This window comes from Suttonella ornithocola, assembly GCF_001889065.1.
GTDB classification, from domain to species: Bacteria; Pseudomonadota; Gammaproteobacteria; order Cardiobacteriales; family Cardiobacteriaceae; genus Suttonella_A; species Suttonella_A ornithocola.
Genome location: NZ_LWHB01000093.1, coordinates 1 through 24,218 on the forward strand (window position 1 = coordinate 1; position 24,218 = coordinate 24,218).

The 24,218-nt window shown below is 41.2% G+C and carries 19 protein-coding genes and 2 pseudogenes; 16 read left to right on the forward strand and 5 right to left on the reverse strand.

Annotation, left to right across the window (positions count from 1 at the left end):
- Nucleotides 1–999: TAXI family TRAP transporter solute-binding subunit (locus A5N85_RS07640; RefSeq protein ID WP_072576700.1), on the reverse strand; the 999-nt coding region annotated here is incomplete at its 3' end.
- Nucleotides 1,000–1,318: 319 nt separating this feature from the next.
- Here A5N85_RS07640 and A5N85_RS07645 point away from each other — a divergent pair.
- Genes A5N85_RS07645 through guaA form a run of 3 tightly spaced genes read left to right on the forward strand, consistent with a single transcriptional unit; the run spans nt 1,319 to nt 4,579 of the window.
- Nucleotides 1,319–1,534 carry a hypothetical protein gene (locus A5N85_RS07645; RefSeq protein WP_072576701.1) on the forward strand — a complete coding sequence of 72 codons (216 nt, stop codon included), beginning with the start codon at nt 1,319–1,321 and terminating at the stop codon, nt 1,532–1,534.
- Nucleotides 1,535–1,564: 30 nt separating this feature from the next.
- Complete coding sequence (gene guaB, locus A5N85_RS07650) at nt 1,565–3,016, forward strand: IMP dehydrogenase (protein ID WP_072576702.1); 1,452 nt, start codon at nt 1,565–1,567, stop codon at nt 3,014–3,016.
- 9 nt (nt 3,017–3,025) lie between these two features.
- Entirely contained in the window at nt 3,026–4,579 is a 1,554-nt protein-coding gene (gene guaA, locus A5N85_RS07655; RefSeq protein WP_072576703.1) for a glutamine-hydrolyzing GMP synthase, read from the forward strand.
- 439 nt (nt 4,580–5,018) lie between these two features.
- On the opposite strand, the pseudogene A5N85_RS07660 reads toward guaA, so the two are convergent.
- From A5N85_RS07660 to A5N85_RS07675, 3 genes and pseudogenes are all read right to left on the reverse strand, one after another.
- A pseudogene (locus tag A5N85_RS07660) lies at nt 5,019–6,161 on the reverse strand (DEAD/DEAH box helicase); the annotation flags it as partial.
- Between the two features lie 1,087 nt (nt 6,162–7,248).
- Entirely contained in the window at nt 7,249–8,976 is a 1,728-nt protein-coding gene (locus tag A5N85_RS07665; protein WP_072576705.1) for a ComEC/Rec2 family competence protein, read from the reverse strand.
- A 457-nt stretch (nt 8,977–9,433) separates the two neighbouring features.
- On the reverse strand, nt 9,434–10,129 hold the full coding sequence (locus A5N85_RS07675) for a biotin--[acetyl-CoA-carboxylase] ligase (protein WP_072576707.1): 696 nt from the start codon (nt 10,127–10,129) through the stop codon (nt 9,434–9,436).
- A gap of 53 nt (nt 10,130–10,182) precedes the next feature.
- Here A5N85_RS07675 and rpe point away from each other — a divergent pair, with 53 nt between their 5' ends.
- Nucleotides 10,183–10,863, forward strand: a complete 681-nt coding sequence (rpe, locus tag A5N85_RS07680; protein WP_072576708.1) for a ribulose-phosphate 3-epimerase — start codon at nt 10,183–10,185, stop codon at nt 10,861–10,863.
- Complete coding sequence (gene trpE / locus A5N85_RS07685) at nt 10,860–12,287, forward strand: anthranilate synthase component I (protein ID WP_072576709.1); 1,428 nt, start codon at nt 10,860–10,862, stop codon at nt 12,285–12,287. The genes rpe and trpE overlap by 4 nt, the downstream gene beginning before the upstream one ends.
- Nucleotides 12,288–12,334: 47 nt before the next feature.
- On the opposite strand, the gene A5N85_RS07690 is transcribed toward trpE, so the two are convergent.
- Nucleotides 12,335–13,288, reverse strand: a complete 954-nt coding sequence (locus tag A5N85_RS07690; protein ID WP_072576710.1) for a bile acid:sodium symporter family protein — start codon at nt 13,286–13,288, stop codon at nt 12,335–12,337.
- A gap of 407 nt (nt 13,289–13,695) precedes the next feature.
- Between A5N85_RS07690 and A5N85_RS07700 the strand changes: the two are divergent.
- From A5N85_RS07700 to A5N85_RS07750, 11 genes and pseudogenes are all read left to right on the forward strand, one after another.
- Nucleotides 13,696–14,682, forward strand: a pseudogene (locus A5N85_RS07700) (glycosyltransferase family 8 protein).
- 28 nt (nt 14,683–14,710) lie between these two features.
- Nucleotides 14,711–15,940, forward strand: a complete 1,230-nt coding sequence (locus tag A5N85_RS07705) for a lytic murein transglycosylase (protein WP_072576713.1) — start codon at nt 14,711–14,713, stop codon at nt 15,938–15,940.
- Between the two features lie 118 nt (nt 15,941–16,058).
- Nucleotides 16,059–17,024 (forward strand): TRAP transporter substrate-binding protein, encoded by a 966-nt coding sequence (locus A5N85_RS07710; RefSeq protein ID WP_072576714.1) that lies wholly within the window; start codon nt 16,059–16,061, stop codon nt 17,022–17,024.
- On the forward strand, nt 17,025–17,555 hold the full coding sequence (locus tag A5N85_RS07715; protein WP_072576715.1) for a TRAP transporter small permease: 531 nt from the start codon (nt 17,025–17,027) through the stop codon (nt 17,553–17,555).
- The gene (locus tag A5N85_RS07720) at nt 17,552–18,853 is read left to right on the forward strand and encodes a TRAP transporter large permease (RefSeq protein ID WP_072576716.1); all 1,302 of its coding nucleotides are present in this window, start codon (nt 17,552–17,554) and stop codon (nt 18,851–18,853) included. The genes A5N85_RS07715 and A5N85_RS07720 overlap by 4 nt, the downstream gene beginning before the upstream one ends.
- Before the next feature lie 22 nt (nt 18,854–18,875).
- Nucleotides 18,876–19,802: a hypothetical protein gene (locus tag A5N85_RS07725; protein ID WP_072576717.1), complete on the forward strand. Its 927-nt coding sequence runs from the start codon at nt 18,876–18,878 to the stop codon at nt 19,800–19,802.
- 12 nt (nt 19,803–19,814) lie between these two features.
- Complete coding sequence (locus tag A5N85_RS07730) at nt 19,815–20,534, forward strand: 5-oxoprolinase subunit PxpA (protein ID WP_072576718.1); 720 nt, start codon at nt 19,815–19,817, stop codon at nt 20,532–20,534.
- A complete protein-coding gene (gene pxpB / locus A5N85_RS07735) occupies nt 20,516–21,205 on the forward strand; it encodes a 5-oxoprolinase subunit PxpB (RefSeq protein WP_072576719.1) in 690 nt (229 codons plus the stop codon). Before A5N85_RS07730 ends, pxpB begins: the two co-directional genes overlap by 19 nt.
- Nucleotides 21,205–22,068, forward strand: a complete 864-nt coding sequence (locus tag A5N85_RS07740) for a 5-oxoprolinase subunit C family protein (RefSeq protein ID WP_072576720.1) — start codon at nt 21,205–21,207, stop codon at nt 22,066–22,068. The genes pxpB and A5N85_RS07740 overlap by 1 nt, the downstream gene beginning before the upstream one ends.
- A gap of 173 nt (nt 22,069–22,241) precedes the next feature.
- Nucleotides 22,242–23,339, forward strand: coding sequence for a 3-dehydroquinate synthase (gene aroB, locus A5N85_RS07745; protein ID WP_245935977.1), 1,098 nt, complete (start codon nt 22,242–22,244; stop codon nt 23,337–23,339).
- 12 nt (nt 23,340–23,351) lie between these two features.
- Complete coding sequence (locus A5N85_RS07750) at nt 23,352–24,158, forward strand: inositol monophosphatase family protein (RefSeq protein WP_072576722.1); 807 nt, start codon at nt 23,352–23,354, stop codon at nt 24,156–24,158.
- Nucleotides 24,159–24,218 lie beyond the last annotated feature (60 nt).

The following is a 24,218-nucleotide window of genomic DNA, read 5'->3' on the forward strand; positions in this document are numbered from 1 at the left end:
ATCGACCAGTAATCGCTCAGGAATACTAATGCCTTGTTCTTTGTAATAACGTGCGGCGCCGGGATGTAAAGGCATCGGTAAGCCTTCAATGGCTTTTTCTAAAGACATGGCTTTGGTAGCAGAATGGATGCCTTGTAGAAAAGGTAGGTTTTCATAAATGGCTTTAGTGAGTTCATATACTTCATCATTGCTCATATCAGTTGTTGTTGCTAGTAAATTAGGCTGAGCAATGGTTTGTATATCGCGATCAACTGAAACATAAGTGCCTTTAGGAATGACATAACGCGTCCAAAGATTACGTCCGTTATCCATCTTGGCGAGTTCTTCATCGCTAACGTTTAAAATAGTAACTTGGTCACCAACAGCTGCAAATAATTTTGTCACCGCACCTGCTGGAGCGCCTGCGGGAATAGATGCACCGGCAACTTGTTTGTTTTGTAGAGCGTCTGCGCTAGGACCATAACCACCATACATGAGATTATAATCTTTATTGATATCAATGCCTAATCCAGAAAGAAGGGCTTCGTTAGAACCAATAGTTCCAGAGTTGCGTGTGCCCATTGCCATGCGGTCGCCTTTTAAGCCGATATAATCTGATACGCTACCTTTATCAACTTTTTTGCCGTCAATGAGGAAGTGTTCCACGTTTTGCCAAAGCATTGAGATAGAGCGGAGCTTATCTTGTTTGCCTGCGGCTTGCATGGGACCTGTGCCTGTCCATGCGTAATAGCCATACAGTCCTTGCAAAATGGCAAATTGCACTTCTTTATTAGCCAGTAAGCGAATATTTTCATCCGAACCGCCAGAGCTAATTGCCGATAAACTAAAATGGTGTTGCGGTTCAATTTTGACTTTTGAAAGCGTAGAAAGCGCTACACCGACAGGATAATAGGTTCCGCCAGTGGTGGCAGTAGCTAAGATATATTCTTTATCGGCAGCGAAACTATGACTTGCTCCTAGCACAGCAATTGAAGCCAGTGTAAACAGCGTTTTTTTCATCAAGTTCTCCTATTATTTTTGTAGTAAAGAAAAAATTATAAACAGAGTGTAATAGGAGTGTCTATAGGCAGTATTGAGATATAGATAAGCAAATTCTATTTGTAATTCTGAATAAGCTATTGATATGTAGATAAAAAAATTATTTTACAACAGAGGTTTATTATTGACTTGCGTTTAAAATTGACTACAGATTGGAATGTTTTTGCTAAAAAAATGCAAAAAAAAAGCTGAGTCAAATGACTCAGCTAACAACCACCAAAGGAGGATATAGAGGAGATAACATCGATGATGTTGGGTGCATTATAGGTAGCTTGTTGCGATGCGTCAAGTTTTTAATAAAATATTTTTATTGCGTTTTGGTAATTGTATTTTCACCTTAAAAATAGATGCCTATAAAGTGATTTTAAAATCATTTACAGATTTTTATCGCATGTTGCAATACAGCAAAATTTTTATTTTATTTTTTGATGCGGTTTGCATAGAGAATATTGTGTTAGTGGTAGATATTTTTTTATCTCGTCATGGGATGCGGTAAAATGCATCAATTTTTATTTCGGAGGCAAATATGCGAATTATCGAAGAAGCTTTGACGTTTGATGATGTGTTGCTGGTGCCGGATTTTTCGGATGTTCTGCCGCGAGAGGTGGATTTGTCTGTCAATATAGCCCGCGATATTAGGTTAAATATTCCATTATTTTCTGCTGCAATGGATACCGTATCTGAAGCACGCTTGGCGATTGCGCTTGCGCAAATGGGCGGAATGGCGGTGATTCATAAGAATATGACACCTGCGGAGCAGGCGGCAGAAGTACGTAAGGTGAAACGTTTTGAGTCTGGGGTGATTCGTGAACCGTTAACCACGGTACCCTCGGCTTCTGTTGGTGAAGTGAGAGAGATTACTCGTAATCATGGATTTTCTGGTCTGCCTGTTTTGGAAAATGGTAGGTTGGTTGGGATTGTAACGCGACGTGATGTGCGCTATGCCGATGATAATCGTTCTGTCAGAGAGGTGATGACACCACAAGAACGATTAGTGACAGCAAAGGAAAATACGCCAAAAGAGGAAATTAAGGCATTGTTGCAAGAACACCGTATTGAAAAGGTGTTATTGGTTGATGATGATTTTTGTTTAAAAGGTTTGGTAACGGTTAAGGATTTGCGTAGTGCGCGCGATTATCCTATGGCGGCTAAGGATGCGAATGAGAGTTTACGAGTAGGCGCAGCAATTGGGCCGGGTGGAGATGCTGACGAGCGGATTGAGCAATTAACCGCGGTAGGTGTAGATTTGATTGTGGTAGATACGGCACATGGTCATTCAAAAGGCGTAATTGAGCGGGTGCGAGATTTGCGTCGAACGCATCCAGAGTTAGCGATTGTTGGTGGCAATATCGCGACACCAGAAGCCGCGATTGCTTTAGCAGATGCAGGAGCTGATGTGGTAAAAGTTGGTATTGGACCGGGTTCAATTTGCACAACGCGGATTGTGGCAGGCGTTGGCGTGCCGCAAATTTCCGCAGTGAGTAATGTGGCAAAAGCGATGAAAGCGCGTGGGGTAACGGTGATTGCTGACGGTGGCTTGCGTTATTCTGGCGATATTGCAAAAGCAATCGCCGCTGGGGCTCATGCGGTAATGGTCGGTGGTTTATTAGCGGGGACAGAAGAGTCGCCGGGCGAGGTAGAGTTGTATCAAGGGCGTTCTTATAAGTCTTATCGTGGAATGGGCTCGATTGGTGCGATGAATGCGGGTTCAGCAGATCGTTATTTCCAAGGCGGTCAAAAAGCGGAAAAGTTTGTGCCAGAAGGCATTGAAGGACGCGTACCATATAAAGGATTAGTTTCTGGTGTGATTGCGCAGTTAATGGGGGGGCTACGATCGTCAATGGGATATGTCGGTTGTCATGATTTGGCAGAGATGCGTGAGAAACCACGCTTTGTGAAGATCAGCAACGCGGGGATGCAAGAGTCGCATGTGCATGACGTAACGATTACGAAAGAACCACCTAATTACCGTCGTTAAGGAGCTGTTATGTCAGGACAAGATTTACATCATCATAAGATTTTAATTTTAGATTTTGGTTCTCAGGTAACTCAGCTGATTGCAAGACGGGTGCGTGAAGCAGGCGTTTATAGTGAAATTTATGCTTGGGATGCAGATGCGCAAGCGATTGAAGATTTTGCAGCAAATGGCATTATTCTGTCGGGCGGTCCTGAAAGCACAACGGTTGAAGGCTCGCCGAGTATTCCTAAGGTGGTTTTTGAATTGGGTGTGCCAATTTTAGGGATTTGCTATGGAATGCAAGCGTTGGCGAAACAGTTTGGGGGTAAGGTAGAAAATACCGGTAAGCAAGAGTTTGGCTATGCTGAAATGAACTATGAGGCAAACTCTCCGCTCTTTAAGGGGTTAGATATGGGAGAGGTATGGATGAGTCATGGGGATCATGTTAGTGAAATACCTGTTGGTTTTGAAAGAATTGCCTCGAGTGAAAATGCACCAATAGCTGCTTTTGCGAATAATTCGAGAAGAATTTATGGTGTACAGTTTCATCCAGAAGTAACGCATACGCCAAATGGTGGCGCGATGATTGCCCAATTTGTGCGAGAGATTTGTGGATGTACTGCGAATTGGACAACAGATAAGTTTATTGAAGAAAATGTAGCTGCTATTCGTGAGCAAATTGGGCAGGATCGTGTGGTATTAGCTTTGTCTGGCGGCGTTGATTCTTCGGTAGTTGCTGCATTGTTGCACGAAGCGATTGGTGAACAGCTCACTTGTGTTTTTGTTGATACAGGATTGCTACGCTTAAATGAAGGCGATGAAGTGATGAAGACTTTTGCCGATAATATGGGCGTCAATGTCATCCGTGTAAATGCCGCAGAACGTTATTTTTCAGCTTTAAAAGGCGTAACTGATCCTGAAGAGAAGCGCAAAATTATTGGTCGTTTATTCGTTGAAATTTTTGATGAAGAAGCAACGAAGATTGATGGCGTTAAATGGTTGGCACAAGGGACAATTTATCCCGATGTGATTGAATCGGCGGGAAGTAAAACGGGTAAAGCGCATGTGATTAAATCGCATCATAATGTAGGTGGTTTACCTGAAAACATGACGCTTAAATTGCTTGAGCCTTTGCGCGAACTCTTTAAAGATGAGGTGCGGACTTTAGGTATTGCGCTTGGGTTACCGCCAGCAATGCTTTATCGTCATCCTTTCCCGGGACCGGGTTTGGGGGTGAGAATTTTGGGCGAAGTCAAGGCAGAGTATGCTGAACTATTGCGCCGTGCGGATGATATTTTTATTCGCAAATTAAGAGAATATGATTTGTATGACAAAGTGAGTCAGGCATTTGCGGTTTTTTTACCTGTTCGTTCAGTAGGAGTCATGGGGGACGGTCGTCGATATGATTATGTCATCGCTTTACGAGCCGTTGAGACGGTGGATTTTATGAGTGCGCGTTGGGCACATCTGCCTTATGACTTTTTAGATGAAGTTTCTCGTGGCATTATCAATGGTATCAATGGTATTTCCCGCGTAGTCTATGATATTTCTGGTAAACCGCCAGCTACGATTGAGTGGGAGTAACAAGAAAAAAGTCATTTTTTATCTTTAATGAATTATTACTAGGGGTTAGAAGTTTTATTCTTGATTAAAGAAAAAGCACATTTAATTAAGATTAAATGTGCTTTTTAGCAGGTCCCCAAAAAATGTGTACCGAGACCTTTGCAAAATTCTGTTTTATACTAATTTTTGCTACTAGTAGAAAAATTAACACTATGATTTTAATATATTTTCAAAATTTAAAAAATTGAAATTTCTCTATTTTATATTTTTTGCGAAGGTCTTAATTTACTTATTCCTTAAGTAAAATCAATTAAGCACGTTTAGCTTTACGCTTATCTGTTTTCTTTTTACTCATATAGGCTTTACCTTCATTTGCTTGAGGGCGTTTGCTTTTACCATAGGCTTTATGAGGCTTACTACGAAAAGCTTTTTTCGGTTTTGTTTTACTAGGGAGGACAATTTTTGTTGGTTCTAAGCCTTCTAGCTGATCCGTTTTAATATCACGGTTAAGGTATCGCTGAAGTTGTGAAAGAATAACGCGGTCAGTAAGACTAACCAATGAGTAAGCTATTCCTGTTCTTCCTGCACGTCCACTGCGACCAATACGATGGATATAGTCTTCACTTTGGCGGGGTAAGTCGTAGTTAATGACATGGCTAATTGCCGGAATATCTATTCCACGAGCAGCAACGTCTGTTGCTACAAGAATATCTGTTTTTCCTTTTCGTAGGTCTTGAATAATGCGATTGCGTTTTTGTTGTGGTAAGTCGCCGTGTAAATATTTTGCGCGATGTCCGTTAGCGCATAATAATTCTGCGATTTCTTCGCTAGCGCGTTTGGTTGCAGTAAAGATAATGATTTGTCCCATTTCAGGATGACTAACGAGTTGGTCTAAGATGTCATTTTTATGGGTTTGATTATCGGTAAAATATACGGTTTCATCAATGTGTTTATGTTCACGCTCAATGATGATTTTTTCTGGGTTCTTTGTATATCCTTGAGCGATTTTGCCTACTTTTCCGTCCCAAGTGGCGGAGCTCATGATTGTTTGGCGGTTTGTTGGGCATTGATGAATAATTGCATTGATATCATCAGTAAACCCCATGTCTAGCATTCTGTCTGCTTCGTCTAATACGAGATATTCTAGCGATGAAAGGTTTAGAGTGCCTTCACGGAGATGGTCAAGTAAGCGTCCCGGTGTTGCAATGACGACCGATACGCCTTTTTTTAAGGCGCGAATTTGGTTACCGTAAGGTGAGCCACCAACAAGTGAAACAGAAAATAGCCAATCCATTCCTTTTGCATATTTTCTTACGCTGTCTTGTACTTGTTGAGCAAGTTCACGTGTCGGCGTTAGAATGAGTGCACGAGGGGCTTTGGTTTTAACAGGTTTTTGAGAAAGTTTAGCAAGTATCGGCAAAACAAATGCCGCGGTTTTCCCTGAACCTGTTTGAGCAGAGAGCAGTAAATCACGCCCTGCCATTGCGTATGGAATGGCTTGTGCTTGTATGGGGGTGGGTGTTTCATACCCACTAGCAGTTAGGGTATCAATTATATTTTTAGGGAGATTTAATTCAGAAAAGGTTGTCATGGGTTTTCTCATGAAATGACAAAGCTATCCCTAATTGTATTAGGGGAACGAGTTTTATATAGCGGTTGCCAGAAGCTGCCAAAGCAGAAAAATCATCGGCAACAATCAGAGAGAAGCCTATGCTTCGGAGGATCGCGGGCGATGGGTGAATTGATAAATTCTACTCTTATATTCAAATAAGTCAACTTTTTATTTTTTCTAAATATAGTCAAAAGGTAATAAAAGAGTCACAGAAATTAGATCGCTATCCAAGTAATAGTATGTGTGCTTACTTTATTCATCTTGTATAGCATGGCTCCCGAAAAATACATACAGTATTTATGGTTAATTTGCTGTTTTCGAGTTAGATATTAAGTTAATGTTGTATGCATTTTTTGGAATGCCATGCTATGGTCTTTCACTATATTTGTCTAATAGCTTGGGAGTAAGGTGTGGATGGTTTTTTAAGATTTGTATTTTTACAGCATGGGTTATTTTTTGAACGCTTTTTAGTTTGATGAATCTATGGAGATTTTTTATGCAAAAAAGTTTTCCACAATATGGTGCAAAAAGTTTTTTGAATAAAATGAGGATTTATGGGGATTCTATGTGTAAGAATTAGCTAATATATTGTTATTTATGTAGTTTTATTTAAGATAAAAAATATGTAGAGATTTTTGATTAGATTGATTTTATTCCTTATTTTTTTATCCCCAGAGTTATCCACAGGTCAGTGCTAAGTTTTACACGTTTTGTGTGAATGGAATTATGGAAACTATGTGGATAAATGGTTTAACTTACTTATGATATTCTATTTTTTAATTATTGCTCATTTTTTATACGTAGTATTTTATTAAGATGAGTATTTTGCTTAAGTTAATAGGCTCTAGACTAGCAAAGTTTGGAAAAATCACTTCATCTTTCCAAATTTTGAAAATATATTAAAATCATGGTGTTAATTTTTCTACTAGTAGCAAAAATTCGTGTAAAACGGAATTTTGTAAAGGTCTCGGGTTGTTCCTGCTAGTCTAGAGCCTTTAATAAAGTGATTCTATCGGTATGGGCAAGGGGCTAAGGATGTAGCTCTAAAATGCATTTTTTATCGCGTTTAAAGCTTAGGTTAGGGTATTGGAGATGTATTGGGGCAGTATTGATATGGAAAAGGTAAATTAGGTATTGGAATGGTGCTATAAATGGGGGTATTAGGATAGTGATGAAGTAAGGTTTTTAGTCCCGTTGTTGCTCTAAGGTTATTCTCGGTAAGAATAATGGCAATCGGTTTTGCAGCTCGATGTCGTAAGGCGGGAAGAATTTGGTATCGGGCTTGGTTTTTTGAATGATAAGTGTAACCAGTATTGATAATAATAGCTTCTCCTAAACTGGGATAGTAGATTGTAATTTTTGATGAAGATAAGGTTATAGGTTGGTGATTAAAGATCGGCGTGATTGCACTGATGCTTGCAAGTCCTAGACTTAAGTAGCTGCGTCGGTATTGGCGTTTGAGTAGATAATATCCATATAAATATAGTAAGGCAGCGGCTAAAAGACTTGGTTGATAGTTTGGTTCAAAATAGCTGTGGCTATTTTTAGCGCTAGTAGAAAGAAGGTTCAGAATAATGGTTAAAAGGTTTTCTGCGAATGTTGCCGAGATAGGAATATATAGTCCTAAGATGAGTGCTAATAGAAGCAATCCTACCCATGGAATAATAATCAAGTTAATCAGTGGTGCAATGATAGAGATACCGCCAAAAATTGCCCAGCTTAAAATAGTTAAAAAAGGTGTGATGCCGAGTTGTAATATTACCCATTGTATTAGTGGCATTTTATGTTTTATTCGTTGGTAGATAAGAATAATAATTGCGGTTGCTAAAAATGATAGCCAAGCGCTTAGCTCATATACTGCGATAGGCTCTAATAGGAGAATAAGAATAGCAGCAATCATTAGGGAAGATAGGCTATCGCCTAAATGATAGGGAATAAGCCAAGTAATCAATAGACAGGCAAACATTATCCATGCGCGTATGACAGGTGGATAAGAACCACTAATAAAAACAAATATTATTCCTGCGAGAAGGGAAATAAATAATGCGATTGTTCTTGGTTCAATGCGCTTACTAAGATAAGGAAAGTATGCCCATATGTATTTTGTTATTATATAAAAAATGGCAATGATGATACCAAGATGAAGTCCACTAATAGCGAGTAAATGATTAGTACCTGTCCGTTTTAGAATGACTTTATCTTGATGTTCTAACTGACTTCTATTGCCGATGAGCAGGGCGCTAACCCATTTAGCTGAGTTTGGATAAATTTGTTCAATTTTACTTTGAATAAGCGCGCGGTAATGCAGTGTCCAAGGTAGTGGTATGAAGGTTTTAGTAGCATTTGGCAGTAAGTTGGCATAGTATTTGGTTTTGTGAGCTTTGATGAGAAGTGTTGCTTGGTAGCTTTGTCCAAGTGCATGACCAGATTGATAGCTTGTTGCGTTCACGAAATTGTCATTTAAGCTTGGGCAGTTTCCCTCTATCAATTTAAGAGAAATTTGTTCTCCCGTAGGAAAGTTTTTCTTGGGAAAGTCATAAATTTGCCAGATGCCAGAGCATTGGAATTCTTGATGGTTAATTGGAAAGGTATTATCTGCACGCCAAATCCCGATAGTAATAATGCTTAGAAATATAAACAGTTTTTTATTGCTTGGAATGATTAAAGATAGTGTAAGGCAAATGACCGTTAATAGAAGATAAAGCGTTGGATGATGCGGTAAAAAATATTGGTTTAAAAGTATTCCGATAAGGAGTAGTAATAGAATAGAAATGTATTGGGTGCGAGTAGAAGAGAAAGCAAGCATAGCAATCGGATAATATTTTTGAGTTTTTAGTAAATAGCCGGATGATACTCATTGCTTTACGAATAACAAGTCTGATAGAAAAATCTTTTTGTAAAACGGTAAAGGTTATCTATAGCAGGGTTCCTGAAAAATGCATACCGAGACCTTTGCAAAATTCCGTTTTACACGAATTTTTGCTACCAGTAGAAAAATTAACACTATGATTTTAATATATTTTCAAAATTTGAAATTTCTCTATTTTATGTTTTTTTGCAAAAGTCTCAGTGTATATTGGGTTAACGTCGTATACATTTTTTGGGAAGTTGGTTATATAGCTAAACATCTTTAACTCATATACAACGTTGGTTTGTTTTTCTTTACTAATGTTCGCTACCTGCGCCTCATCAGCTTGTATGAAAGCTAAACTCATTCAGCTATATGGGGATAGTCAATCTTTTTTTAGCTTAAGTAAAGAAGCTTAGTTCTTGATGCGTGTATTGTCTAAGAAAGCGATTTTAGACTGTTGATCGCGAATAATAAGCCGTCCTTTTTGATCAATTCCGATATTTTCAACAGGTTCGTGATGGGTTTCTAACGATAGCATTTGACCATGAAAGCGATCATAGTCATCCCAACGGTGATCGGTGGGTAAATAGGGATGCGTATTCCAGTATTCGAGCGCCGGTAGGAGTTGTTCGCAAAGGCTTTCATAGAGAGTCTCTGTTTGTGCGAAGTAGTCGCTGTAATAGGCGAGGTTGCTATCTGTCTCAGGACTAGAATAAAGGTTAATACCAATACCGATAATGGCAATGGTTTGTTCTTGGTGAGGTAAGGTATCAATGAGGATGCCGCCAAGTTTTTTCTTTTCGATATAAAGGTCGTTTGGCCATTTTAAGCGTAATATTTTGGCATTAGGGTCAATAGTTTGTGCAAGAGTTAAAGCGATATATTGAGCAAGTCCGCCTTGTGCAGCAGGTGGCATATCCAGTTGGTAACGAAGGGAAAAATAAAGTCCTCCTATAGGTGATTGCCAGTGTGCACCACGTTGTCCAATACCAGCAGTTTGTTGGTTAGCTCGGCAAAATATAGGACGTTCGGTAATGGAATGGTCAATGAGAAATCGTTGTGTGCTGTCAAGTGTTGCAAAATGATAGTGATGTGCTTGTTGTGGCATAGGACGGGGGCTTTGTTTAGAATGGTGCTTTATTATAAGTCTTAGGAGTGATTATGGCACGTTTACCCGATTGGATTGCACCGTCTATTTTGTCAGCAGATTTTGCGCGTTTGGGAGAGGAGGTTGAAAAGGTTTTAGGCGCTGGTGCGGATGTGGTGCATTTTGATGTAATGGATAATCATTTTGTGCCAAACTTAACGGTGGGCTCAATGGTTTGTAAGGCTTTGGTCGATTATGGAATTAAAGTACCGATTGATGTGCATTTAATGGCAGAGCCTGTAGATAGTTTGATTACGCAATTTGCCGATGCGGGTGCGCGTTATATTTCTTTTCATCCTGAGGCGAGTAAGCATATTGATCGTTCTTTGCAGTTAATTCGTTCGACTGGCTGTAAAGCAGGGTTAGTATTTAATCCTGCAACGTCACTATCGGTATTGGATTATGTAGCGGATAAGATTGATTTAATTTTGATTATGTCAGTAAATCCTGGATTCGGTGGGCAGCAATTTATTCCAACGGCGCTGGATAAGTTGCGTGAAGCAAGAGCTTGGATTGATGCTCGCGGATTAGAAGTGCGTTTAGAAGTAGATGGTGGCGTTAAGGTTGATAATATTGCTGCGATTAAAGCGGCAGGGGCGGATATGTTTGTAGCAGGTTCTGCTATTTTTAATGCGCCAGATTATGCCAGTGTGATTAAAGAGATGCGAGCGCAGTTAGCAGGAGTGAAAGCATGAGTTTTACCCACAAAATTTTACGTCGAAAGGTTTTAGCCGATACGTTAACGCCTGTTGCGATTTATCAGCGATTAGGGCAACAGCCTTATTCTTATTTATTAGAATCTGTAGAGGGTGGTGAACGTTGGGCGCGATTTTCAGTGGTCGGTTTGCCAGCAGCTGAGCGAATTGTTGCTAAAGATGGCAAGGTAGAGCATTGGAAAGGGGAACAGTGTATTGAATCAGTAGAAACCAATCCGCTAGATTATTTGGAAGCTTTTCATGCTTCAAGAAAGGTTGCGGATATTCCAGAAGATTTGCCTTTTGCCGGTGGTTTAGTAGGCTATTTTGGCTATGATTGTATTGGTTATATCGAACAGCGCTTGGCGAAACGTCCAGCGCATGATGTGGTTAATATTCCAGATGTATTGTTTTGTTTATCGGAAGCCGTTGTGGTGATGGATAATTTGCGTGGGGAGGCAAATTTATTAGTTACCGCCGATTTGTCTTCACCACAAGGATTAGAAAAAGCTGAACAGCGTTTAGAGGAGATGGAAAAGGCACTTTTTGCGCCACAGCAAATAGAAGCGTTACATTTAGCTGCGCCAGATGTGTCAAAGTTCTGTCCAGAATATGAAATGGGTGAAGTGGGCTATAAATCAGCGGTAGAAAAGATTAAGGAATATGTTGTCGCTGGTGATGTAATGCAGGTGGTGCCATCACAGCGAATGAGTGTGAGTTATACGCGTCCAGCGCTGGATTTGTATCGTGCTTTGCGTATTACCAATCCGTCGCCTTATATGTATTTATTAGACATGGGGAATCATCAGATTGTTGGTTCTTCGCCTGAAATTTTAGCGAGAGTCGAGCAAAAGACGGTTACCGTTCGCCCAATTGCTGGAACACGTCGTCGCGGACAAACATTGGAAGAGGATTTAGCGTTAGAAAAAGAATTACTCGCCGATGAAAAAGAGTTGGCAGAACATACAATGCTAATTGATTTAGGCAGAAATGATATTGGGCGTGTGTGTGAAATTGGGACGGTCAAGGTTACCAAGAAAATGGCGATTGAGCGCTATAGTCATGTGATGCATATTGTATCGAATGTTGAAGGAAAGTTAGCAGACAATAAAACGGCGATTGATGTGTTTAAGGCAACGTTCCCAGCGGGGACTTTATCAGGCGCGTCTAAGGTTCGCGCGATGGAAGTGATTGATGAGTTGGAAACCTCTCGCAGAGGGATTTATGGCGGTGCTGTTGGCTATTGGTCATGGAAAGGCAATATGGATTTAGCAATCGCTATTCGTACCGGACTGATTAAAGATGAAAAGCTTTATGTGCAAGCAGGCGGGGGGATTGTTTATGATAGTAAACCAGAAGATGAATGGCAGGAAACGCTTAATAAATTGGGCGCTTTAATTAAAGCTGCTTCAATGTTGAATTAAAGAATGAAAGGGATTTTTGCCTCTACAAAAATCCCTTTTTTAAAAGCTTAGTTTTTTGCTTTTCGACTGTCTATTAGACGACAAATATTGGCTAAAATTGCGCCACTAACGTTATGCCATAAGCTAAAGAATACGCTTGGCAATGCGGTTTCTGGGGTAAAGAATTTAGCAGCCAATGAGGCACCTAATCCGCTGTTTTGCATACCTACTTCTATCATAATGGCTCGGCGCTGAGCTTGAGAAAAGCCACAGGCACGCGCAACAAGATATCCACTTAAGTAACCTAGTAAGTTATGCAAGGCGACTAGGAAGAACCAGAAAGCAATTCCCATGAGTCCAATTTCTGCAATTTTGGGTTGAGAACGCGCAACCACTACGACCAAGATGAACAAGATTCCAGATGTTGAAATTAGCGGTAGGACATCAAATACAGGACGTAAACGTTCCCCTAATAATTTATGAATCACCACTCCAGCAATAATCGGTAATAGCACAATTTGAGCAATGTTAATCATCATCGCTTTTGCGGGAATTTCTATAATACTGCCTGCATAAAATTCGAGTAAAAAAGGCGTTACGAAAGGCGAAAGCAAGGTAGAAAATGCGGTAATGGTAACGCTAAGAGCAACATCGCCACGAGATAGATAAGTAATCACGTTGCTAGAAGTGCCGCCCGGACAACAGCCCACAAGAATGAGTCCTAAAGCAATGGCGGGTTCGACGGAAAATATTTTTATTAGTAAAAAGGCGAGCAGTGGCATGAGTATAAACTGTGCCGCAATGCCAAGAATAATGGGTAAAGGGCGCTTTAAAATTTCGCTAAAATCTGAAGGCTCTAGCGTTAGTCCCATGCCAAACATAATCAAGCCCAAAACAGGGAGTAAATAACTTGCCCAGTTATTAAAAGGCGCAGGTGAGAAATATCCCAATAGGGAAATCAAAACTGCCCAAAGGGCAAAAGTCGCGCCTACAAAAGCTGAAAGAGTTCTTAAAAAACGCATAAGTTTTCCTAAAAAATAGAGATGAAATAGTCTGTTTAGATAGACGTTCCTAAGGTAATTGGGTAACGGTAGAAGTTTATTCATCGCACAATACAAAATTATATATTTTAAAACAATAGGTTGATTAAAAATCATTATAAGTTTCTAGAAAGTTTGTTTTCTAAAAATAAGGTTCAAACCAATCAGAAGTTTTTTAATGAATAAAATATTCATACCGAATCACTATTAAACGAAAACCTTTGAATATTGGCAAGTTCGTGCGTAAAGTTTAGAAGTACTTATATAGTCAAATCAGCTAAAAAACAGAATATTCTATATATCTCATATGGTACTTTTGGGATAAATTGCGTTCTGTTTTTTAGATAATTTAACGCTATAATCCTCTCTTTGCCAATATTCGATGATTTATGGATTTTTATATTAAATCGCATCAAGTGTTTTCATACGCTGATCGACCAGCTGATTTGCATATTGCAGCGAATTTTGATGCGCAATTTTATTTACCTGCTGGGGTGATGTTAACCTCGTTATTTGAAAATAATCGCAATATTGTTACAGAAGTTCATTTATTTACAGACAGTGTTGATCAAGCAGATCTTGAAAGGGTTAAAGCGACAGCTAAGCATTATCAACGCACTATTCATCTGTATTTTTTAAATATGGCGCCATTTCAAGGCTTTCATATTCATCACCATCATTATAGTTGAGTGGCTTTTGCGCGCTTATATATGCCAGAGGTAATGATTGATTATGCGCCAAAATATCTATATTTAGATGCGGATATTTTGGTGATTGGCAAGCTTGCACCATTGATTGATTGGGATATGCAAGATAAAACAATTGCCGGTGCGCCCATTTCAGATGAGCAGGCGCATCGAACATATTTTGCCAATTTTTGGAATTTAAAATCTGGCATGACCATCAATGCCGGTATTATGTTGGTAGATGCCAAGCGTTGGATAGAAAAAGGCTATACAGAAAAAGTATTTGCTTTTCGAGGCAAACCAACCAAAATGTTTATCGGACATGACCAAGATATTATTAACATGGCGTTGGATGGTGATATCACTTATTTACCACGTCAATATAATGATGAAGCTGGTCGGCAACGGTTAGCAGGAAAAGAGAGCGTTATTTTACATTTTGTTGGGCGAATAAAGCCGTGGAAGGTTGCGCTAGAAGTTTCGCCATTGATATCTGAATGGCGCAAGTATGCAAAGCTTTCTCAGTGGGACGCGCCAGAAACCGCACTTCCCCCTAAAATTCCTAAGAATTATTATTATTTTAAGTTTGCTGCAAATTATCTTAGAGAACGCAAGCAATGGTTTCGGGCGCTTTATGCGTATTTGACGTATTTACAGTTAAAATCGCGACAAAGTTTACAGCAAAAGTAAGGTATTCAAGGTTTTTAACGGAGGCAAAATGTTTTCTCAAGTGTTATGGTCAGCGGTATTGGTTACGGCGTTAACGGCATGTAGTGTTTATCAGCGGCAACCTGTGATTGTATCTGCTGCTCAAGAGGCTATTTCATCAGCAGAACTGCCAATAAATCGTTTTGAGGATTGGCGAGCGCATTTTTATCAAAAAGCGTTAAAGCAAGGAATAGATGAGCAGACACTTCATCAATTATTGGACAATGTGCAAGAAAATCCGCAAATCGTTGCTTTAGATCGCAAGCAGCCTGAATTTGCCAAAATGCCGTGGGAATATTTATCTAGCGCTGTCTCACAAACACGAATTGATAGCGGACGTAAAAAAATACGTGAACAATCTGCACTGCTACAATCTTTAGAAGCACAAACTGGTGTTCCAGCGCAAATCATTGCGGCTATTTGGGGAATGGAAACCAGTTACGGTGCAGCAACAGGAAAAAGCAATTTGGTTAATGCATTAGCAACCTTGGCTTATGAAGGACGCCGACGCGAATTTGCTGAGCAACAGTTAATGGCTTTGGCGCGTTTATTATCAACAGGCGATGTGCCTTGGCAGCCTTTGACAGGTTCTTGGGCAGGCGGAATGGGGCACACGCAATTTATTCCTGAAACATGGTTAAATTATGGTGTTGATGCGAATGGCGATGGAATTCGTAACCCTTGGGATAAAGCTGATGCTTTGGCTTCTACTGCGAATTATTTAGCGCGTAGTGGTTGGAAGCGTAATTTACCTTGGGGAGTAGAAGTTCAATTACCTGCACAAGCTGATGCGAATTGGATTGGCGAAAAGCATACGTTTGCAGATTGGCAACGCTTAGGACTACGCGCAGTATCAGGCAGTTTGCCTGCCAATGCAATGGCAGAATTGTGGTTACCTGCCGGTATTCATGGACCAGCACTGTTATTGAGCGATAATTTTCGTGTGATTAAGGTGTATAACAATTCCTCAAATTATGCGCTAGCAGTGGCATTATTGGGTGAGGCTTTAAAAGGAAAAGCTGGGTTAAAAACGCCTTGGCCTCGTGATGAACGTCCTTTATCTACTGAGCAAATTCGTTTGTTACAACAAAGACTAAGCGCGCAAGGCTATGATACAAAAGGCACAGACGGCATTTTAGGCGCTAATACGCGCAAAGCCTTTCAAGCCTGGCAACGAGCAAATGGACAATTTGCTGACGGATTTGTTTCACAAAATAGTGCATCAACATTATTGCAATAAAGTCATTTTATTGCCAAGATATAAAAAGTTTGCTTAACAGTGGAAAATATTTCTTAAGAAATATTTTTCCCCTTTTATTGTAAGCAATACGGTATTTTTTGAGTAGAGAGGACTGTCGATGAAAAAATCTATCTTGGCTTTAGCGATTGCTTTTGGAGCGTTTAGCGCGAATGCAGATACTTGGAATATGGCAACGCCTTATCCTGATAATGAATTTCATACGCTTAATATTAAAGAATTCATTAAGGACGTAGAAGCCGCCACCGATGGCAAAATTAAAATTACTTTGCATAGCGGTGCTTCGCTTTATAAAGCGCCAGAAATTTTTAAGGCGGTGCGCGCTAATCAAGTCCAGATGGGTGAGTTACTGATTTCTGCTTTGAGCAATGATGATCCCGTTTTTAAGGTAGATACGCTGCCTTTTTTAGCAACCACTTATCCGCAATCTCAAAAACTATGGTCGGTTTCTAAAGACGTTGTGGCGAAAAAGCTCGATGAGAAAGGCGTGGTGCTTTTATATGTGATTGCTTGGCCGGGACAAAATTTCTATACCAAAGCGCCTTTTGAAAATTTAGATTATTTCAAAGGTAAGAAAATGCGGGCTTACAATGTATTGACGACTCAGATTGCAAAAGCTTTAGATGCGTCGCCAGTAACCGTTGAAGCTTCTGATGTTGCACAAGCTTTTTCAACGGGTCAAATCGAAGCCATGATTACTTCCCCGATTACTGGTGTGAGTACGCAGGCATGGGATTATGTGAAAAACTACACGGAAGTCAATGCGTGGTTACCAAAAAATATGATTTTTGTCAGTAAGCGTGTTTGGAATAAATTAGATAAAGACACGCAAGAAAAAGTGCTTGCCGCGGCTGAAAAAGCCGAAAAACGCGGTTGGGAAGAATCTGAAGCAGCAAATAAGGAAAATCTATCCATCTTGGCAGAGCATAAAATGAATATTGCGCAGCCAACGCCAGAAGTGAAAGCAGGATTAGAAAAAATTGGTGAGAAATTGGCCAATGAGTGGGTAAAAGAAACTGGCGAAGAAGGTCAGAAAATTCTTGATGCTTACCGTGCAGCGCAATAAATGATGGTGAAACAATCGGTATTACGGCGTTCTTTGAACGCCGTCTATTTATTCGCGGGCGCAATCGCAGCGCTTTGTTTAATCGGTGTGGCGGTGCTTATTGTGGCGCAAATGGTTGCGAGACAATTTCATACGCATATTCCGTCTTCAGGAGATTTTATTCGCTTACTTACCGTATGGTCAGCTTTTTTTGGACTTGCTTATACTATGAACTGCCAAGCGCATATTCGAGTGTCATTATTTATTAGTCGATTAACGACACCGATGCGCCGTTGGTGGAACGTGGGGGCGGGGGTAGTTGCAACCGTTATGATGAGTGGATTTGTCTGGTTTTTTTATCAACTAATCATGGAATCTTTTGAATATCAAGATGTGACAGAAGGTGAAATTGCTTTGCCTTTGGGCTGGGTTCAGTTGCCTGTATTGATTGGCGCTATTCTATTTACGCTATCGCTCATTGATTACACGTTAACAGAAATTTTTAATCCACGCGCACATGATAGCGATGAGTTGATTGGGGATGGTTCATGAATTCAACAGTTATTGCCATTATTTTATTAACCGTTTTATTTGCGTCTTTAGCCGGTGGTTTATGGGTCGCCCTCTCTTTGCTACTGGTTTCTGCTGTTGGGTATGTACTATCCGATACAGGTTCGTGGGGCAATGTCATTGCCACGATTTCTTGGGGCGCTATTGGTGAAAGCTTAGCGCCACTGCCTATGTTTATTTGGATGGGCGAAATTCTTTTTCGTTCGGGATTATCGAAAAATTTATTTGAAGGATTATCCGTTTGGCTTAATCGGGTTCCGGGACGATTATTTCATGTGAATGTGCTTTCTAGCGGCTTATTTGCTGCCGTGTGCGGATCATCAGCTGCCACAGTGGCAACTGTAGGTAACATCACTTTGCCTCAGCTTAAGCGCATGGGCTATCAAGAATCTTTTGCCATTGGTTCACTAGGTGGTTCTGGGACACTAGGGCTGCTTATACCGCCCTCCATTATGATGATTATTTATGGCGTGGCAGCGCAAGTTTCTATTTCCCGTTTATTTATGGCTGGGGTTATTCCAGGAATTTTATTGATTATGCTCTTTATGGGCTATACCACCATCTATAGCCTTATTCATCATGATGTCGCACCGCCACGAACAGAAGCAGCGACGGAAAGTAAATGGCGAGCAACCATCAAATTACTCCCCGTCGTCGCACTGATTATTGCCGTGTTAGGCTCTATTTATGTTGGGATTGCCTCTCCAAATGAAGCCTCTGCGGTAGGCGTGCTTGGCGCGCTGATTTTAACGTTATTAGAACGCAGCCTGACTTGGCGAATCTTTTGGGAAGGGCTGATGGCAACGGTGAGAACCACATCTATGTTGATGTTAATCATCGTTACCGCAACTGTGCTAACCAATGCCATGGGCTTTATTGGCTTACCGCGTCAATTAGCAGAATTTGTGCAATCGCTCAACCTTTCCGCAGGGTGGTTGATTTTGGCATTGTCACTGTTATTTGTGATTTTAGGGTGTTTCTTAGATGGGATATCGGTGATTTTATTGACTACCGCGACGATTATGCCAATGATAGAAGCAGCAGGCATTGATAAGCTATGGTTTGGCATTTATCTGATTATCATCGTAGAAATGGCACAAATTACCCCGCCTGTTGGGTTTAATTTATTTGTTTTGCAAGCTTTAACGGGGAAAGATTTGTTAAAAGTCGCGCGTTATACCATGCCATTTTTCTTCTTACTGGCGCTGGCGGTAGTATTACTGTGGATATTCCCAGAATTAGCCACTTGGTTACCCACCACGATGCGGGAAATGAATTGATTTCTTATAAAAAGGAAACCAGATGAAAACAAAAATTTTAACTTTGAGTGTATTAACGCTGCTATTAAGCGCTTGTGGAGAAAAAGACCAAGCCTATTATGAAGCGCATCCTGAAAAAGCAGAGGAAAAAATCAATCAATGCAAAGAAAATTTGATGCAAGCGGCGATGAATAAAGACAGAGAAAAGGTCGAAAAAATTAGAACCGATGCAGAATGTCAGGCGGCAGATAATGCACGTCGCATTTTGCGCGAAAAACAACGAGCTGCGGAAAAAGCCGCAGAGGAGCAAGCAAGAAAAGAAATGCTAGCAAAAGCCGAAGCACAATTCCAAAAAGAATATGGCAATATGGATTTAAAAGCCTATTTATCGGCATATCGACAATCAGAGTGTAGTCAGAAATGGATGCTTTCTCTTACAGAAGAAAGTGCTTATTGCTATGTTATGCAAGAACACCATAAACAAATGATAGATACAGCAAAAGCAGATTTTGAAAACACGAATTTTGATGAACTTATCAAGCAAAAAAATACTTTGTGTAAATTAAGCACGGAAAGAGATACGCCTTGCGGTATTTGGCAAGAAGCGTTGTTAGGGTCAGCAAAAAATACATTTGCAAAGACAGATTATTTAACCCTGTTAAATAAGGGGAGTGATTATTGCGAAGAAGGCTATAGCAGCGATATTTTGGTTAATCGCATTTGTAGCGCATTCCATAGGGTATTAGGGGATAAACGCGAAGCAGAAATTGCGCGCTATAAAAATGATGATGATGCGTTTGTGAAGGCTTATGAAATGTGTTACCAAAAGGCGCAGACAATTAAACCAGAAAGCTCTTGGGTAACGGCGGGACGAACTTTGGTGAAGCAGGATGATTTTTGTGCTCTCATCAATGACGTTGTTAGTCGTCGTGGTCTTTATGACAACAATAATTTTGAAAAGCCTCTATAAATAGGTGGCGTAATGAAAAAATGGTTATTAAACGCGGATGTAGGGGAAGGTTGCGATGACAGCCTTATCATGCCGTATTTAGACTGTGCCAATATTTGTTGTGGTGCGCATGCAGGCGGTGAAGCGGTGATGCAGGAAACGCTTGCGCTTGCGAAAATGCATGGTGTGATGGTTGGTGCGCATCCGGGCTATGCCGATAGGGATAATTTTGGGCGCATCAGCGTTCCGATGACATTTGATGCGTTAACGCAAAGTGTGCGCGAGCAAATTTTAGCATTGATGGAAGCAGCAAAAGCGCAGCAAATTCCCGTTTATTATGTGAAACCGCATGGTGCGATGAACCATGATATGTTGCAATCAGAGGCGATTTTTTCTGCCATTTGTGCGGCGGTGGCGGGGGTGAGTGAGCGTTTAGCACTGATGGTACCCACCAATGCGCATTCAGAGCAGCAAGAGAAAATTGCAGCGGAATATGGGTTAACGATTTGGTGGGAAGTCTTTGCAGATAGAGCGTATGAGCCAAGCGGTTTGTTGCGCCCACGAAAATATGCCGATGCGATGCACGATAGTGCCGATAAGATTGTGACACAAATTGAGCGGATTATGGCGGAAGGAAAAATTCGTGCGGTTGATGGGTCGGACTTGGAGGTTTCGGAAGGTCGAACGATTTGTGTGCATGGAGATCATGCTTTATCAGTGGAAGCGGTGCGGCAATGGGCAGCGCGTCATTAACGTTAACGGCTAAATGCGCCGGCGAGCAGGAGGTCATTTTGTATTTGCCCGAACCTGCGCAAGCAAGCTATCCCGCTTGGTTATCTGCTTTAGGGGAAGGCTTAAAGAAAGCGTTTCCTGAGATAGTGGATGTGGTGCCCGCTTATGCCAGTTTGTTGGTCTGTGGCGTTAAAGTATCGTTACCAGAATTGTTGAGCTGCGCGCAAATGATTTTAGATACGGTTTGTCAGCAGACCATAGTAGCGCCGCGTTGTATTGAAATTCCCGTTTGTTATGACGCGCAATATGCCCCAGATTTAGCGACTTTAGCAAAAGCGAAAGGATTGGCGGTTGAAGAAGTGGTCGCGTTGCATACGGGTAAACGTTACGACGTGTTTGCTGTCGGATTTATTCCGGGTTTTGCTTTTTTAGGCTATGTTGATGCGCGGATTGAAATGCCGCGCCATTTAACGCCTAAGCCTGTGCAAGCTGGTAGCGTTGGCATTGCTGGACGACAAACAGGCTGTTATCCGCTTAATTCTCCCGGTGGATGGCAAATTATTGGTCGGACGCCAAAAGTGCTTTATGCGCCAGAGCAAGGGCATTTTGGGGAATTTAGTGCGGGAGATAAGGTGCAATTTATCGCCATTAGCGCTGAGGAATTTTTAGCACTTGAAGCGGGAGAGGTTTGATGACGCCATTATTTAAAATTCTTCAGCCTGCGATTTTGACGCAATTACAAGATTTAGGACGCTTTGGGCAGTTGCATCGTGGGATTTCTGTGAGTGGCGCAATGGATGAAACCAGTTTTCGTTTAAATAATCAGCTACTCGATAATTCAGAGAATGCCGCGCAATTAGAAATTGCACCGGGTGGATTGGCTTTAGAAGTGCTTGCGGATTGTATGATAGCGATAGCGGGGGCTTATGCGATGCCAACTGTAGACGGTAAACCATTAGTGAATTATCACAGTTATCGTGTTCAAGCAGGGCAGCAGCTAAAAATGGGATATCCCAAGCAAGGGCAATATAGCTATTTAGCGGTGCAAGGCGGATTTCAGGCAACTCCTATTTTAGGCAGTTTATCTACATGCGCGCGCTTAGAACTTTATCCTCAACGGCTTGGGCGGGGAAGTTTATTATTTGGCGAAACGTTTACCGAGTTTCCTAGTGAGCAGGGGGTTCGTTGGCAAGCCCAGCCGAATCGAACGGAAGCAAAAATTGAAGTCATTCCCGCTTATCAATACGACGATTTTACCGAAGCAGCAAAACAAGCCTTTATCGAGCAAAAGTGGCGGGTGCAAAGCAGCGATAGAATGGGGACGCTATTATCAGCATCTAATCCTGTTCAATGGCAAGGTGGAGAGCTGCTTTCAGAAGGGATTATTGCTGGTGCGGTGCAGATTAGTAATAATGGGATGCCGATTGTGTTACAAAAAGATGCGCAATCGATTGGGGGGTATCCCAAAATTGGCGTGCTAACGGGCGAGGCGCGCTCACGATTGGCGCAGATGAAAGCGGGTAGCACCATTCAGTTTGTATTTATTGACGCATAAGTTGAAACCACATTATCAATCGCGGAAAATGCTCAGGAATGCGCTGATTTACTCACTTTTCGGGTAGTGAATATTTTTGGTGTGCGAGTGCGACGTCGGTTTTTAGGCTTTTTTATCCACGCAATACCTCAATGTCGCTTGAGTATTGTTAACCTGAATTATCTGGAATGATTATGACCTATCAAACGCTTAATTTGTCTTTTCCTTCAACTGCCTCTACGGCTTATCCTATTCATATTGGCAGCGGTTTATTAAATCATCGCGAATTATTAAACGAGGCAATTTGGCAAAAGCAAGTGTGCATTGTCAGCAATGAAACGGTGGCACCTCTCTATTTAGAACGGGTGCAACAGCATTTGCGCGCAGAAGGTAAGCAGGTATTGGCGGTGCAAATTCCCGATGGTGAACAATATAAGAATTTAGCGCAATACGCGATGGTGATGGATGCTTTAATGAAAGCTCGATTTGGTCGAGATGGCGTAATTGTCGCATTAGGTGGTGGCGTTGTTGGGGATTTAACAGGCTTTGTGTCTGCGACGTATCAGCGTGGAACCGCGTTTGTTCAATTACCAACGACGTTATTGGCGCAAGTTGATTCATCTGTTGGCGGAAAAACGGGCGTTAATCATCCATTGGGTAAAAATATGATTGGTGCTTTTCATCAGCCACAAGCGGTAATTATTGATACCGATACTTTATCGACACTTCCGCCAAGAGAGTTTTCTGCAGGGATGGCAGAGGTGATTAAATATGGTTTGATTAACGATTTGCCGTTTTTTGAACATTTAGAAGCCAATATTCAAGCGTTAATGAATAAAGAAGCCGATTTATTGACGCAAACCATTCGCCATTGTTGTCAAAATAAAGCAGATGTGGTGAAAGCTGATGAACGCGAACACGGTGTACGCGCTTTGCTGAACTTAGGGCATACTTTTGGGCATGCGCTAGAATCTTTAAGTCATTATAAACGCTGGAAACATGGAGAAGCGGTGGCGATTGGTATTCGTATTGCCGCAGAATTAGCGGTAATAGAAGGAAAAATCTCAACGCAAGATGGTGAACGGATAAAAAATTTGTTGCTCGCCGCAGGGTTACCCATCCGCATAGAAAATACATACAGCAGCGATGATATTTATCAAGCCATGTTTTTAGATAAAAAAGTTCGGGCAGGAAAATTGCGCTTGATTGTTTTCTCTGCTTTAGGCAATTGTCAAATCTGTTCCGATTGTTCAGAAGTGGATATTCGCGCAGCGATTGATGCTGCTCAATAGAGGAGGGTAGAGATGAATTCGTGGTTTCCTGCTTATTTACAGGCGCTGAGTTGGGTAAAAGAAGCTGGTGAGCATATTCGCGGTGAAATGCGTAAGCCTTTAAGTGTGCAAACCAAAAGCAGCCGACGCGATTTGGTGACGCAATTAGATGTGGCAACGGAAAAATTTTTAACTGCTCGTTTGCGTGAGCATTATCCAACGCATTGCATTTGTGGGGAAGAAAGCCAAAGTGCTGGTGAAAGCGAAAAATTGTCAGATTTATCAGGGGCGGTTTGGTTTATTGACCCTATTGATGGCACGATGAATTTTGTTAAGCAACATCGTGATTTTGGCATTATGTTGGCGCTCTATGTGGATGGACAACCACAAATCGGTATCGTTTATGATGTGATGCGGGATGAGCTTTATAGCGCTTTATCAGGGCAGGGTGCTTATTTAAATCAGCAAAGATTACCGCTTTTGCCACAAGTTTCTTTACAAGATAGTCTGATTATTATTGAGGGTGGCGCCATTCGTGCAGGAGATAAACTCACTTTAGCCGCATTAGCGCAATGTCTAAGTGCGAGAATGGTGGGCGCATCTGCAATTGTTACTGGAATGCTAGCGCAAGCCAGTGTCGGTGCTTTTATTACACGGCAGCAAATGCCTTGGGATGCGGCAGCACCAATGGCAATTTTGACGGAAATTGGTGCAAAATTTAGTCAACCAGATGGCAGCGCCGTTACCTTGCTAAAAGGCGAACCTTATCTGATGGCATTGCCGGGTATTCACGAAGAATTATTATCGTTATATCACTATCTTTCTGAAAAGGCAGACTAAAAACCTATTTTAGCGCGGGTAATCTTTAGATTATCTTTTTTAGTCTGTGGCAGATGAGGA